At 62.7% G+C, this 13,527-nt stretch carries 17 protein-coding genes; 13 read left to right on the top strand and 4 right to left on the bottom strand.

Annotation, left to right across the window (positions count from 1 at the left end; translation table 11 throughout):
* Position 1: 1 nt before the first annotated feature.
* The gene (locus LB553_RS03990) at positions 2-649 is read right to left on the bottom strand and encodes a thiamine phosphate synthase (protein WP_224510866.1); all 648 of its coding nucleotides are present in this window, start codon (positions 647-649) and stop codon (positions 2-4) included.
* Between the two features lie 86 nt (positions 650-735).
* On the opposite strand from LB553_RS03990, the gene LB553_RS03985 reads away from it, so the two are divergent.
* On the top strand, positions 736-1,311 hold the full coding sequence (locus LB553_RS03985; RefSeq protein ID WP_318011478.1) for a GFA family protein: 576 nt from the start codon (positions 736-738) through the stop codon (positions 1,309-1,311).
* Positions 1,312-1,513: 202 nt separating this feature from the next.
* Entirely contained in the window at positions 1,514-2,284 is a 771-nt protein-coding gene (locus LB553_RS03980; RefSeq protein ID WP_224510995.1) for a sulfite exporter TauE/SafE family protein, read from the top strand.
* 46 nt (positions 2,285-2,330) lie between these two features.
* Here LB553_RS03980 and LB553_RS03975 read toward each other — a convergent pair whose 3' ends face one another.
* Positions 2,331-2,882: a DUF2269 family protein gene (locus LB553_RS03975; protein WP_224510861.1), complete on the bottom strand. Its 552-nt coding sequence runs from the start codon at positions 2,880-2,882 to the stop codon at positions 2,331-2,333.
* Between the two features lie 557 nt (positions 2,883-3,439).
* Between LB553_RS03975 and LB553_RS03970 the strand changes: the two genes are divergently transcribed.
* From LB553_RS03970 to LB553_RS03935, 8 genes are all read left to right on the top strand, one after another.
* Complete coding sequence (locus tag LB553_RS03970) at positions 3,440-3,970, top strand: DUF1465 family protein (protein ID WP_224510859.1); 531 nt, start codon at positions 3,440-3,442, stop codon at positions 3,968-3,970.
* Between the two features lie 247 nt (positions 3,971-4,217).
* Complete coding sequence (locus LB553_RS03965) at positions 4,218-5,282, top strand: glycosyltransferase family 2 protein (protein ID WP_224510857.1); 1,065 nt, start codon at positions 4,218-4,220, stop codon at positions 5,280-5,282.
* 103 nt (positions 5,283-5,385) lie between these two features.
* Positions 5,386-5,898, top strand: a complete 513-nt coding sequence (ruvC, locus tag LB553_RS03960) for a crossover junction endodeoxyribonuclease RuvC (protein WP_224510855.1) — start codon at positions 5,386-5,388, stop codon at positions 5,896-5,898.
* 56 nt (positions 5,899-5,954) lie between these two features.
* Positions 5,955-6,224, top strand: a complete 270-nt coding sequence (locus tag LB553_RS03955; protein WP_224510853.1) for an AbrB/MazE/SpoVT family DNA-binding domain-containing protein — start codon at positions 5,955-5,957, stop codon at positions 6,222-6,224.
* Positions 6,202-6,621 carry a type II toxin-antitoxin system VapC family toxin gene (locus LB553_RS03950; RefSeq protein ID WP_224510851.1) on the top strand — a complete coding sequence of 140 codons (420 nt, stop codon included), beginning with the start codon at positions 6,202-6,204 and terminating at the stop codon, positions 6,619-6,621. Before LB553_RS03955 ends, LB553_RS03950 begins: the two co-directional genes overlap by 23 nt.
* Before the next feature lie 10 nt (positions 6,622-6,631).
* Positions 6,632-7,252 carry a Holliday junction branch migration protein RuvA gene (gene ruvA / locus LB553_RS03945; protein ID WP_224510849.1) on the top strand — a complete coding sequence of 207 codons (621 nt, stop codon included), beginning with the start codon at positions 6,632-6,634 and terminating at the stop codon, positions 7,250-7,252.
* 43 nt (positions 7,253-7,295) lie between these two features.
* Positions 7,296-8,333 (top strand): Holliday junction branch migration DNA helicase RuvB, encoded by a 1,038-nt coding sequence (ruvB, locus tag LB553_RS03940; protein ID WP_224510847.1) that lies wholly within the window; start codon positions 7,296-7,298, stop codon positions 8,331-8,333.
* Positions 8,334-8,466: 133 nt separating this feature from the next.
* Positions 8,467-9,369: a metallophosphoesterase gene (locus LB553_RS03935; RefSeq protein WP_224510845.1), complete on the top strand. Its 903-nt coding sequence runs from the start codon at positions 8,467-8,469 to the stop codon at positions 9,367-9,369.
* A gap of 86 nt (positions 9,370-9,455) precedes the next feature.
* Here LB553_RS03935 and LB553_RS03930 read toward each other — a convergent pair whose 3' ends face one another.
* The gene (locus LB553_RS03930; protein WP_224510843.1) at positions 9,456-10,145 is read right to left on the bottom strand and encodes a glutathione S-transferase family protein; all 690 of its coding nucleotides are present in this window, start codon (positions 10,143-10,145) and stop codon (positions 9,456-9,458) included.
* Between the two features lie 47 nt (positions 10,146-10,192).
* Entirely contained in the window at positions 10,193-11,446 is a 1,254-nt protein-coding gene (locus tag LB553_RS03925; protein ID WP_224510841.1) for a glycoside hydrolase family 5 protein, read from the bottom strand.
* A gap of 131 nt (positions 11,447-11,577) precedes the next feature.
* Here LB553_RS03925 and ybgC point away from each other — a divergent pair, with 131 nt between their 5' ends.
* The 3 genes from ybgC (at position 11,578) to tolR (ending at position 13,522) form a co-directional block, all read left to right on the top strand.
* On the top strand, positions 11,578-12,054 hold the full coding sequence (ybgC, locus tag LB553_RS03920; RefSeq protein WP_224510839.1) for a tol-pal system-associated acyl-CoA thioesterase: 477 nt from the start codon (positions 11,578-11,580) through the stop codon (positions 12,052-12,054).
* 286 nt (positions 12,055-12,340) lie between these two features.
* A complete protein-coding gene (gene tolQ / locus LB553_RS03915; RefSeq protein WP_224510837.1) occupies positions 12,341-13,051 on the top strand; it encodes a protein TolQ in 711 nt (236 codons plus the stop codon).
* A gap of 9 nt (positions 13,052-13,060) precedes the next feature.
* Positions 13,061-13,522 (top strand): protein TolR, encoded by a 462-nt coding sequence (gene tolR, locus LB553_RS03910; protein WP_411970634.1) that lies wholly within the window; start codon positions 13,061-13,063, stop codon positions 13,520-13,522.
* Positions 13,523-13,527 lie beyond the last annotated feature (5 nt).

The raw sequence follows: 13,527 nt of genomic DNA, 5'->3' as shown, positions 1-13,527 counted from the left end.
GTCAGTTCTCGAAACGCGGCGCGGTTTCATCGAGCAACGCGTTGGCGGCGGCGACCGCGGCGCGCGGGTCGCGTCCGTCGGCAAAGACGGCGCTGGACAGCGCCACGAACTCGGCGCCGGTCGCGGCCACCGTCTCGACGGAGGCAAGCTCGGAGCCGCCCATGACGATGCAAGGGATCGAAATCATCTCCGCCCACCATTCGCCGAGGGCGAGGTTGCGGTGATGCGGCTCCGGCTTGTTGTCATAGCCGAAGCGGCCGAAGAACATGTAATCGGGCCGCTCCTCGCCGAGTTCCAGCGCCTCGTCGCGCGTCTTGGCGCCGCCGGCGCCGACCATCATCTTGCCGGCAAGGCGCTCGATCGTTTCGGCGAGCTCGCGGGGCTTTACCTCGACATGGATGCCGTCCGCCTGGACCCGCCCGGCGATGCGGCTGTCGCCGGCGATGATGACGGCGATGCCGGCTCCTTGAGCAATCGGCACGATCTTTTCGGCGAAGGCCTGGAAGGAGGCGTCGTCCATGCCGTTATCGGGCAGGATCAGCGAAGCGACGTCGCCACCCTCGAATGCCGCGCAGATCTGCTCGGCCGGCATGAGCGGCGGCGCGATCAGCACGATGCGGCAGCGGTTGGGCGGAGTTGCTTCGTTCATTGGCCTTCGATCCCGGTTTCGCCTATGCCGGGCGAAGATGGTTGCATTGCGGCATAGAGCAAACCGTCCGGCTTGAACAGTCGGCTATGCGGCGGACGGGGACCGGTCCGATCGAGCATCGTCGCGCCTGGTCCTGGATGGCCGCGCACGCATTCACAATTGTTAGCGCCGAATGTCGGGATCAGGCGCCAGTTCGGCGCGTTCCTGGCGTCTCCCGCACGCCCCAGGCTCTAAGCTGTCCTTGCTGCCTCAGGAGGTTTCGCATGCGTGGTCATTGCCTATGTGGCGCTATTGCCTTTGAAGTCGATGGACCGGCACAGGCCTGCGTGGTCTGTCATTGTGAAAGTTGTCGGCGGCAATGTTCTGCGCCGATGACCACCTACATTGGCGTCCTGGACGGCCAATGGCGATGGCTGGGGAGGCCACCGAAGGCATTCAACTCTTCTCCCGGCGTAGAAAGAACGTTCTGCGATCACTGCGGTTCGCCGCTTTCCTTCCGCTCAAAGAAGATGTCCAATGTCATGCATTTTTTTACCGCAGCGATGGCGGAGCCGGAAAAATTTGCGCCTACGCTGCATGTCGCTTTCGAGGAGAAGCTCCCTTGGGTGAAACTCGCTGACGGCCTGCCGACACGTTTTGGGCCTGATTATACAAAAGGCTAGTGCGTCCGCTTCGCAGGCCCGGCGAATGCCGACAGCGCTCATGTCCGCACCTCGAAGGCAGTGAACCGACCGACGATCCTTTGCAGCGCGGCCGGCTGCAGTGTCGGGCAGGCATAGCGGATGCCGGCATCAATTGACTATCCCGGCAGCGCCGTTCTGCGCTATGGCTGGGTTCCCCGCCTTCTCCAATCTTCCCTTGCCGATGTCAGGCCTGCTCAGCGATCCGTGGTTCTACGCCGCCGCCATTCCGGCGGTGATCCTTGTCGGCCTGTCGAAAGGCGGCTTCGGCGGCGCCGTCGGTTTCGTCGGCGTGCCGTTGATGGCGCTGACCATGCCGCCGGTTCAGGCGGCCGCCATCCTGCTGCCGATCCTGTGCCTGATGGACGTCGTCTCGGTGTGGAGCTGGTGGGGCGTTTACGACCGCAAGATGCTGGTCGACATGATGCCGGGCGCCGTCATCGGCATCGGGCTCGGCTGGCTGACCGCGGCTTTGGTCACCGAGGAGATGGTGCGGCTGATCGTCGGCGCCGTCGCGCTGGTGTTCGTGTTGCGATGGATCTACCTGCAGTTCCGCCACGGCGCCGACCATGCGGCTGAGCCGAACCGCATCGCCGCTGCTTTCTGGGGCACGGTCGCCGGCTTCACCAGCTTCGTCGCCCATGTCGGCGGCCCGCCCTTCCAAGTCTATGCGCTGCCGATCCGGCTCGACCCGAAAATGCTATCGGGAACGGCGGCGATCTTCTTTGCCGCCACCAATGCGCTGAAGCTCATCCCCTATTTCGCGCTCGGCCAGTTCGACACCGCCAATTTGACTGCGTCGGCGGTGCTGATGCCGCTGGCGCCGCTTTCGACCATCGCCGGCGCCTGGCTGGTGCGCCGCATGCGGCCGGAAATCTTCTATCCGTTCACCTACGCCACCGTCGCGGTGGTCGCCGTCAAGCTGCTGTGGGACGGCGTCATCGGCTTGATGTAGAAGCGAAGCGGCCATCCGACCGCCTCGCTCCAAACAATCGCGACGCTCACGCGGCGCTCGGCACCATCTGGCGGCCGCCGCCGAAGGCGAGCGCGACGCCCAGCACAATCACCATCGCCATCCCAGCAAGAATGCCGATGTCATGCAAACTGGGCTTCAGCACCATGTCGGCGATGATCACCAGCATCACCGCATAATCGAGCCGCGCCCAGTTCATCATGCGCTGGCCGATGGCAAGGACGGCCGGCGTCACGCCCTCCTTGGCGACCATCGCGCCTATGCGCTCGCCGGTCGGCTTGAAGACCAGCATGCCGATCGAGAAGGTCGTGGCGTAGCCGACGAGGCCGATAACGATCCATAATTCTGTAAAGCCGACCCAGAAGCCGCACATGATGAGGCCGAAGACCAGCGTCAGCATCGACATAGGCGCGAAGAATTTGCTGCCGAGCTGTCCGCTGGCGCGCATTGCCTGCAGCTTGTCGTCGATGTTGCCGGCTCGCTCGGCGAGCACGCCGAGCAGGAACAGCACGAAGCCGCCGCCGACCCACAAAATAGCCGAAACGACGTGAAGGAATTTGACGATCGAATACCAATCCATGGTTTGCTCCCGGATATGCTGCGTGATTTCAAGGGGCGCGGGTCTGCGCACCGCTTCAGAGGAGCGGCCTTTTGCGTGGCGCGTGTTTCGGCACGATGCCGCGGCAGCAGCCAACATGTTACGGCCGCCACGATCGGCGTTCGAAATCCGGTTTCAGACGATCCCGGGCGGCGCACCCGCTGTCCTGTTCCGGCACAGGAAAGCGCGTTCGCTTAAAAAATCACCGCCGCGTTAAGGCTTCATTAAGCTTTACGGGTGTTTACTATGCGCATCCAGTTTTGCTGGATTCTTACCGAGTGGTTGGAGCCACTTTGTTTGACGCCTCCCTGTTAAACTCCTGAGAGCCGCCTTATCCGCGGCTCTTTTTTTATCCACATACGGCAGGCCCTGCGCCATCCGCCGGCGGGTGGCCGGAAAACGGCCGGCGTTAACCGTTTGTTAAACATGCGCTTGCCTTCATGGGCATCGAAGCGCATTTTCAAGCCTCAGTCATTTAGGGGTGCGAGCCACGTCGGCAAGATTGCCGAATCAGCTGGCGGCAGTGCAGGGGCGTATCGATGAACGAGCCTTCGAAGGGCAGCGCGAAAACCATCAAACTGGCGGAGCGCCGGGTTTTCTCCCAATCCTTCAAGCCGCTCTACCAGGAAGGAATGGGGCTGGTCGAGCAGGCCGCCGAATATCTCGATGGCAAGGGCAGGCTCGAAGCCAAGAAATTGTCGCGCACGGCGGCTACGCTCTATGCGGCCGAATCGATGCGGCTGACCACGAGGCTTATGCAGGTCGCCTCCTGGCTGCTTTTGCAGCGGGCGGCGAATTCCGGCGAGATGACGCGCGACCAGGTGGCCTCGGAGAAATCCAAGGTGCGGCTCGACACCGCGTCCGCGCATGACGAGGCGCTTGGCTGGAACGAACTGCCCAAGGATTTTGTGCACCTCGTGACGCGCTCGCTGCGCCTGCAGTCGCTGGTGCGGCGCATGGACGAGGAAATCTATGGCGTCGTCGTCAGCGACCTGCATGCCCCCAGCCGGCGGGCCAACCCGGTTTCCGACCAGATCAGCCTTTTGAATACGGCGTTCGCGCGCGGCTGAAACCGCGTTTGCAAAGATAGCGGTGACGGCGAGCGCAGGTCGACACCTGCGATTCCGAGTGCTCTTCGATATTGCGGCGGCCGTTATTGTATTTGAAGGTGATGCCGGCCTTCGCGGGTAAGATCACACTTGCCTTGAAGCGATAGGCCCCTAGTTGGAGCCGTTCGCCGCAGCCGGGTCGGCCCGAGCCGGTTCTGCAACAAAATCACCGTCACTGTGACCAAAGCAGATTGCGAGGCTTGATCCCGTGCATTCGCCATTGGACCGCATCCCGGTATCGATCATCATCCCCAACTACAATTACGAACAGTTTCTAGAACGCGCCATCGACAGCGCGTTGGAGCAGGACCACCGAAATGTCGAGGTCGTGGTCGTCGACGACGCATCGACGGATGCGTCGGTCGCCGTCATCGAATCCTACGGCGACAAAATTCGTCCGTGCCTCAGGCGCAGGAATGGCGGGCATGCCGCCGCGTTCAATACCGGGTTCGAAGCGAGCACCGGCGAGATCATTCTTTTCCTCGACGCCGACGATTATCTCTATCCAAACGCCGTCTCCGAGGTCCTGGACGAATGGGACGCGGATGTCGCCCAGGCGCAATTCCGACTGCATCTCGTCGATGAGGACCAGCGGATCAAGGATGTCTTTCCCCCTCCGGAGCAGCCGTTCGATTCAGGCGACGTCGTCCCGGAATTGTTGCGCAAGGGGCGGTACCGTACGACGGTGACAAGCGGGTTGGCGTTCGACCGCGAGGCGCTGGAAACGATAATGCCCATGCCTGAAAGCGATTTCCGGCAAGGCGCCGATGGCTATCTCGCGACACTCGCTCCGCTGCACGGAGAGGTGAAATCCATCGACACCTGCCTTGGCGCCTACCGCATCCACGGTTCCAACCATTCGGTGTTTGCCGAAAAGCTTGCCGAGCGAGCGCGTTGGCGCGTGCAGCATGACTTCCGTCGCCTCGAGGCCTTGTCCGGCCGGGCGGCCGAGATCGGTCTGACCGTGCCGCCGGATGCCGGCCTTCGCGATCCGGTGCATCTGGAAGAGCGGCTGGCTTCGCTCTGCGTCGACGAGCCCCAGCATCCGGTTGAAACCGACTCCCGGCTGGGACTGGCAAGAGCGGGCGCCGCCGCCAGCCTGGAAATGGACGCATCCTGGCGGCGGCGGGCTGCTCTGGCGGCCTGGTTCCTTTGCATCGGAATCCTGCCGCGGCGCATGGGCAATGCAGTCCTGACATGGAAGCTGGTCGCATCGTCCAGGCCGGCATTTCTCACGCGGCTGTCGAAAACTATCCGTCGCGTGACGAATTAGGCATCTCGCTGTTTACGGAAACGGCGCATCGCTGAGATCGCAATTGTTTCTGGTTTGTTCACATTTTGCTGGCATCGCTTGCCGCCAGAGCTAGACTTGGCGCATGGGGGAAGCGATTCGCATCATCGGCATCGATCCGGGCCTGAGGCGCACCGGATGGGGTATTATCGACAGCGTGGGCAATTCGCTGCGCTTCATCGCGTCCGGCACGGTGTGGTCCGACGAGAAGGAGTCGCTGGCGACAAGACTCTGCCAGCTGCATGACGGCTTGGCCGAGGTGTTGCACCAGGCCATGCCGCATGAGGCGGCGGTCGAGCAGACTTTCGTCAACAAGGATGCGACGGCGACGCTGAAGCTCGGCCAGGCGCGCGGCATCGCCATGCTGGTGCCGGCTCGCGCCGGTCTGGTGGTGGCCGAATACGCCCCCAATGCGGTCAAGAAGGCGGTGATCGGCGTCGGCCACGGCGAGAAGAAGCAGATCCATATGATGGTCAAGGTGCTGATGCCGAAGGCGATCTTCGATACCGACGACGCCGCCGATGCTCTGGCCATCGCCATCTGCCATGCGCATCACCGCCCGAGCGCGGCCTACCGTATGGCCGCGCTGGTCGGGTAGCGTTGTTCTTGACTTGTTCTCATTTGCGAAGTAAGTAATACCTTGGAGGTATTACCATGCGAGTGACCACCAAAGGACAAGTCACAATCCCAAAACAAATAAGGGATCATCTGGGCATAGGCCCCGGCTCCGAGGTGCAGTTCGTGGCCACGGACGAGGGCGCCCAGCTTGTCGCCGTCAACCAAAACGTTTCGGAGGAGGAAGCTGCCCGCAAATTCAAGGAGGTTCTCGATAGGATGGAGGGAACGCTGGATTTGGGCGGCATGACGACGGACGAATATATGGAGTGGTTGAGGGGACCGCGTGAAAATCTCAACATTGATTGACACAAACGTGCTCATTGATGTCTGGGGTCCAGCAGGGCCGCTGAGGGAGTGGTCCTCGTCCGCGATCATCTCCTGCCGACGCGATGGCGCGTTGGTCATCAACAGCATCGTCTGGTCCGAGCTTGCGCCTCTGATCGCTTCCGAAGCAATGCTGAGGAAAGCAGTCGAGAGACTTGAAATGGATCGCGAGTTCTTGCCTTGGGAAGCCGCATTCCTGGCCGGGGTGACACATTCCCGTTATCGGCGGGCCGGCGGCATTCGGGAACGGACCTTGCCGGATTTTTTCATTGGCGCTCATGCCGCCGTTGCTGGTTACCGCCTGTTGACGCGCGACGCTCCTCGCTATCGCAGCTTTTTCCCCGACCTCGAAATCGTCTCTCCGCAAACGCATCCATGAAAGCCAGGCAATGATCGGCAAACTGAAAGGCACGCTGGACGAGATCGACGAAGATAGCTGCGTCATCGACGTGCATGGCGTCGGCTACGTCGTCCATTGCTCAGTGCGCACGCTGGCCGCGCTGCCTTCGCCTGGCGAGGCGGTGGTGCTGTTCATCGAGACCTATGTACGCGAGGACATGATCCGGCTCTATGGCTTCCAGACCGGGCTGGAACGCGAGTGGTTCCGCCTCTTGATGAGCAATGTGCAGGGCGTCGGCGCCAAGGTGGCGCTGGCTATCCTGTCGACGCTCGCGCCGGCCGATCTCGCCAACGCGATCGCGCTGCGCGACATCGCCATGGTCTCTCGCGCGCCCGGCGTCGGCAAGAAGGTCGCCGAGCGCATCGTCACCGAATTGCGCACCAAGGCGCCTGCCTATGCGGGTGCGGCTACCGGAACGATCGGCCTCAAGCAGGAGCTTGGCGAAGGCGTCGCCGCAGCGCCGATCACGGATGCGGTCTCGGCGCTCGTCAATCTCGGCTATTCGCGCGACATCGCCGCAAACGCGGTCGCGGCGGCGCTGAAATCGGCCGGCGAGGGCGTGGACGCGTCCAAGCTCATCCGCTTCGGCCTGAAGGAACTGGCGCGGTGAGGCGACGCTTGTCCCGCCACCGGTCCTATGCAAGGAAGGCGGCATGACCCTTTCGCCCCGCCTCATCGCTCCCGACAAGCGCGGCGAGGACGCCGACCAGACGCTGCGGCCGCAGTCGCTCGACGAGTTCGTCGGCCAGGCGGCGGTGCGCGCCAATCTCAAGGTCTTCGTCGACGCCGCCAAGAGCCGCGGCGAGGCGCTCGACCATGTGCTGTTCGTCGGCCCGCCCGGGCTCGGCAAGACGACGCTGGCGCAGATCATGGCGCGCGAGCTCGGCGTCAATTTCCGCTCCACCTCCGGCCCCGTTATCGCCAAGGCCGGCGATCTCGCCGCGCTGCTCACCAATCTCGAGGAACGCGACGTCCTCTTCATCGACGAGATCCATCGCCTCAATCCGGCGGTCGAGGAAATCCTCTATCCGGCGATGGAGGATTTCCAGCTCGATCTCATCATCGGCGAGGGGCCGGCGGCGCGCTCGGTCAAGATCGACCTCGCCCATTTTACGTTGGTCGCGGCGACGACCAGGCTTGGGCTCCTGACCAATCCGCTGCGCGACCGCTTCGGCATCCCGGTTCGGCTCAATTTCTACACGGTCGAGGAACTGGAGCAGATCGTGCGGCGCGGCGCCCGTATCCTGTCGATGCCGCTTGGCGACGACGGCGCGGTGGAGATCGCGCGCCGCGCGCGCGGCACGCCGCGCATCGCCGGCAGGCTGTTGCGCCGCGTGCGCGACTTCGCCAGCGTCGCCGGTGCTGCGCATGTCGACAGGAAGATCGCCGACGAGGCGCTGACCAGGCTGGAGGTCGACGCGCTCGGCCTCGATGCGCTCGACCGCCGCTACCTGTCGATGATCGCGCGCAATTTCGGCGGCGGCCCGGTCGGCATCGAGACGATCGCGGCCGGGCTCTCCGAGCCGCGCGACGCGATCGAGGACATCATCGAGCCCTATCTCATCCAGCAGGGCTTCATCCAGCGCACGCCGCGCGGCCGCGTGCTGACCGCCAATGCCTGGCGCCATCTCGGCCTCGATCCGCCCAGGGATATCGCCCAGCAGCAGATCAGCCTGTTCCAGGAAGAGTAACGCAGATTTGTTCGCGGTTCGGCGACGCAATGCCCCATCTACGCAGAATCTGCGCGCCTTGGCCTGACTGAGGGCGCAATTGCACCCTTTAAGGTAGGCCTATCTGACGCAATCCTAGGGCTTGGGGCGACCTATGATCACCAGACGCGCTTTCCTGCGCCTTATCGGCGGCTCGGCCTTCGCCATGGTGTCGCTCAGCGCCTATGCGGTCGGCATCGAGCCGATGCTGCTCACCCATGTTAAGCGCTACGCATTGACGCCGCCGCACTGGCCGGCCGGGCTCAAGCTGCGCGTCGTGGCGCTTGCCGATATCCACTCCTGCCGGCCCTGGATGACGCCGGAACGGATCGCAGCACTTGCCCAGGAAGCGAACGCGCTTCAGCCGGATCTGATTGTGCTGCTCGGTGACTATACCGCCGGGACCAAGCTGGTGACGGGCCGGGTGCGGGTGGAGGAGTGGGCCGAGGCATTGGCGGGGCTCAAGGCGACGCTTGGCGTGCTGTCGATCCTCGGCAATCACGATTGGTGGACGGATTTCTTCGCCCAGCGAGCGGAAGCCGGCCCGACCCAGTCGCGCAAGGCCCTCGAGCATGTCGGCATCCCGGTGCTGGAAAACGACGTCGTGCGGCTGGAAAAGGACGGGCATGGTTTCTGGATCGCCGGGCTAGCCGATCAACTCGCGCTGCTGCCGAACAAGGCCAAAGGACGCGACAGTTTCCAGGGCTTCGACGATCTCCCGGGCACCTTGGCCAAAATCCAGGGGAGCGAGCCGATCATCCTGCTTGCACACGAGCCCGACATTTTCACGAAGGTGCCGGAGCGGGTGTCGCTGACACTGTCCGGACACACGCATGGCGGACAGGTGCGGCTGTTTGGTTATTCGCCGATCGTGCCTTCGGACTATGGCAACCGCTTCGCCTACGGCCATGTTGTGGAGAATGACCGCAACCTGATCGTGTCGGGCGGACTGGGCTTCAGCATTCTGCCGGTACGTCTCGGGGTGCGGCCGGAGATCCTGCAGATCGATCTGGGCTAAGGTTCCCATTTGCGTTTCACCGTCTCACCGAAACGGCGATACGCCCTATGTTTTTGTTCAACTGTTCACAGTTTTTCTGGAATTGCTTAGATAGCGCGGATGGGCGTGCCGTCGGCTTCGTAGCCGGTGATGCCAGGTTCCCACCACAGCACCGGATTGTTCCGGAAGCTGGCGCGATCTTCCATCCTGCTCACAAGCGCGCGGGTTTTCGGATGCTCGCCAAGTTGAGTATCGAGGTCCAGGGGCCGGTTGGCAATGAAGCGTAAGTGGCAGGTCAGGAAAATGTCCTGGACCGACACGACCTTGCCGAAAAATCCCTCGCCGTCGCGGTCGATCCGCCCTTCCAGCCATCCGACCAGATGGGCAATGCGCTCTGCGCAGCGCGTCAAATGCGAATTGCCGCGATGCCTCACTCCGGACCATTGCATCTGGCTGATCGTCGTTGCGGCGGTGCCCAGCGTCTGGATCGAAGCAAAGAGCAATCGGTCCTGCCATTCCGATGCCGCCCGCCACATCGACGGAGCCAGAGCCGGATCGCTATCGACACGCTGCGGATAGGCGGCAAGCAGATACTCGGCGATGACACCGCTTTCCCAAAGTGTCAGATCGCCATCCCGTAGCGTCGGTACTTGAAGCGCCGGGGTCCATTCGGCGCGAGACGCGGCAGATGGCGTCGTCGTTTCCTCCCGGCGCTCATAGTCGAGGCCGATTTCGTCCAGCACGACACGAATGCCGCGCGCGAAAGGTGATCCGGTCGTATAAAGCAGTGAGCGCATAAGCTAATCCCCCGATGCCAGCGCAGAATTGGTAGCATCGCTGGTGACTAACGTGGAAGCTGGCGGATTACGTCCATCACGTCCGGCTCAGCCTTCTCGCCGTCGAAAGCATCGACGATGCCGAAGGCGCCGCCATAGCTCCACACCGACCATGAAAAGCCATGCGCCTCGGCGCGGGCGATCATGTCGCGCACATAGGCGGCGCGGTATGCGGCCGGCATGACGAAGCCGTTGCCGTATTCCTTGCGGATCATGCCGAATTCGCCGAGCGTGATATCCTGCGGCTTGACGCCGTTGGCCTTCGCCCAGGCATCGACCGTCGCGAACGGGGCATCCATCACGCCAAGCAGCTTTTCGGGGCTGTCCATCGTCGCCACCTGCTCGTCGAGATAGCTAAGCAGGCCGCTTCGTCGCGCCCAAGGCGCCTCGGCCCTGATCCGGTCGCGGATCGTGTCCAGCGTCATGTCGAGCTGCGCCTTCGGGACGGCCGTCAGCGGATAGGGCAGGCCGGTGACATAGGGAATGAAGTCGCCAGCCCAGCTTGCGCCCTGGTGCGTCAAAAGGAACGGGTCGTAGGAATGGAGGGTCCAGATGATGTTGTCATCGGCGATCGTCCTGGGATCGATCCTGGCCAGCGATTCCGCGTTCGAATAGCAGCCGCCGGTCAGGATCAGCGTCAGCCTGGTGGCGGAGGCGCGCGCGGCCGCGAACAATTGCTTCTGGCGGTCGGGCCAAAGATTGGTGCCGTTTGCCTCGCAATCGACCAGCGGCTCATTCATCAGTTCCAGCGCGACAAGCTTCGGATCCTCCTTGGCCAACGTCCGCGCCATCTTGCGCACCAGTTCGGTATAGGCGTCGAAGACGGCCGGGTCGCGCATGACTTCGCTCATGCCGATCTTGCGATTGGCGCCGGCCGGGATCAGATGCAGGTCGACGATCACCTTGAGGCCGGCGCGGTTGATCATGCGCGCCGAGTCGAGCACGCTGGCATAGAGGTCATCGCGAAGGGCCTCGGTGCGGTCCGAAAGAAAGGGCGAGGGATCGACCGGCATGCGCAGGAAGTCGAGACCGGCATCCTTGAGCGCCTTGAGGTCGTCCTCCTTGAGGAATTTGCGCCACTCCGGATAAGGCAGGATCGCCTGGCGTTCGCCCCATCTGTCCTCGGCCGGCCAGGTCACCCACTGGTCGAGATTGAGGCCGCGCTTCATCGAGAAGGTCGCCGCTCCGGCGGGCAAGGCCAACGGGCCAAGCGCAAGCAGCGCCGCCATCAAGGTCTTGATCATCGTGCCCAACAATGCCATCCCCTTGCCGCGCGAAAACGGTGCGTGTCGCCCAAAAGTGTGCAGCGGTTTTGAGACAACGACACGCACAGAAAAAATACCTAAAGCCCGAGGACTTTAGGTGCCTGTTCGGGCCTGAAAAGGAAAGCGCGATGGACGATCATGGTGAATCGGCGGCGCTCAGCGCTGGGCTTTCTGGAGCGCTGACGGATTTTGGCCACCGGCTGATGGCGAGGGTCTATTATGCCGACACCGATTTCTCCGGCGTCGTCTATCATGCGCGCTATCTCGAATTCCTCGAACGCGGCCGCTCCGACTATCTGAGGCTGACCGGCGTCCACCATACCGAACTCCTGGACGGCAAGCATGGCGAGCGCATCGTCTGGGTGGTCCGGCGCATGGAGATCGACTTCCGCTCGCCGGCGCGCATGGACGATATCCTCACCATCGACACGCGCACCGACGATATTTCGGGCGCCCGCATCTTCATGGGCCAGCAATTGAAGCGCGGCGGTGATGTGCTGGTGGAGGCGAAAGTCGAAGCGGCGATCATCGGCGAAAGCGGCCGACCGAAGCGCTTCCCGAAGGAATGGGTCGCCGCCTTCATGCCTAGGCTCAGCCTGACCTGAATATCAGCTTGGCCCTGTGTTGCGTCTCTCGCCTGGCCGAGATCATGCGCGGCAATGCGCCGCGCCTTACTTCCTAACCCATCCTTAACCATAACGGTTCATGAAGGAATTGGTGAAGATTGGCGCAATTCGTGTGCCTTCCTTTCACCAATATTTGCCTCGAAAAGGCCGCGAAACGGTGCATTCGGGGCTTATCCCGCAAGCTTCAAGCTTCGCGCGATCGGACCAAAGGAATGCCCATGGGCCAGCCGCCAGCGATGCCCGGAAAACCTTAAGGACTTAAGTCATGGAAAACATCGCACTCGCCGATCCGGGCGCGCATCTGTCGATCTGGGCCCTGTTCATGCAGGCCGGCTGGGTGGTCAAGCTGGTCATGATCGGCCTGCTTTGCGCCTCAATCTGGACCTGGGCGATCATCATCGACAAGCTCGTCGCCTATGGCCGCATGCGGCTGGCGCTCAACCGCTTCGAGCAGGTGTTCTGGTCGGGCCAGTCGCTGGAGGAGCTCTACCGCACGCTGGCCGATCGCAAGACCACCGGCATGGGCGCGATCTTCGTCGCCGCCATGCGCGAATGGAAGAAGAGTTTCGAAAAGGGCGCGAAATCGGCGCTGGCGCTGCAGACCCGCATCGACAAAGCGATGGACCTGGCGCTGACGCGCGAGATGGAGAAACTGGAGGGTCGCCTCGGCTTCCTCGCCACCACCGGCTCGGCCGCACCGTTCATCGGGCTGTTCGGCACCGTCATCGGCATCATGACATCGTTCCAGGCGATCGCCGCCTCGAAGAACACCAGCCTTTCGGTTGTGGCGCCCGGCATCGCCGAGGCGCTGCTCGCCACCGCGATCGGTCTGCTCGCGGCCATTCCCGCGGTCATCGCTTACAACAAGCTGTCATCGGACGCGAACAAGCTCGGCATGCGCATGGAAGGGTTCGCGGACGAGTTCTCCGCCATACTCTCGCGCCAAATCGATGAAAAAGTAGCGCAGAAGGGCTGAGGATCGATCATGGGGATGTCTGCTGCAGGCGCAAGTGGCTCGGGGCGAGGCGGGCGCGGCCATAGGCGGCGTGGCCGTCACCATGCCCTGATGTCCGAAATCAACGTCACGCCGATGGTCGACGTGATGCTGGTGCTGTTGATCATCTTCATGGTCGCGGCGCCTCTGCTCACCGTCGGGGTTCCGATCGACCTGCCGGACACGCAGGCCAAGGCGATGAATGTCGATACGCAGCCGATCACCGTGTCGATCAATGCCGCCGGCCAGATCTATCTGCAGGAAACTGAAATCCCGATCGAGGAACTGATAGCCAAGCTGCAGGCGATCTCGAAGACCGGTTACGACGAACGCATCTTCATCCGCGGCGACAAGTCGACTGATTACGGCACGGCGATGAAGGTCATGGCCCGCATTTCGGCAGCCGGCTACAAGAATATCGGCCTGGTCTCGCTGCAGGAACAGGATCAGTAGACGCC

It is taken from the genome of Mesorhizobium sp. CA8 (assembly GCF_020164955.1).
Lineage (GTDB): Bacteria > Pseudomonadota > Alphaproteobacteria > Rhizobiales > Rhizobiaceae > Mesorhizobium.
Note: the sequence above shows the minus strand (reverse complement) of the source record. Positions and strands in the feature narration are given on the sequence as shown.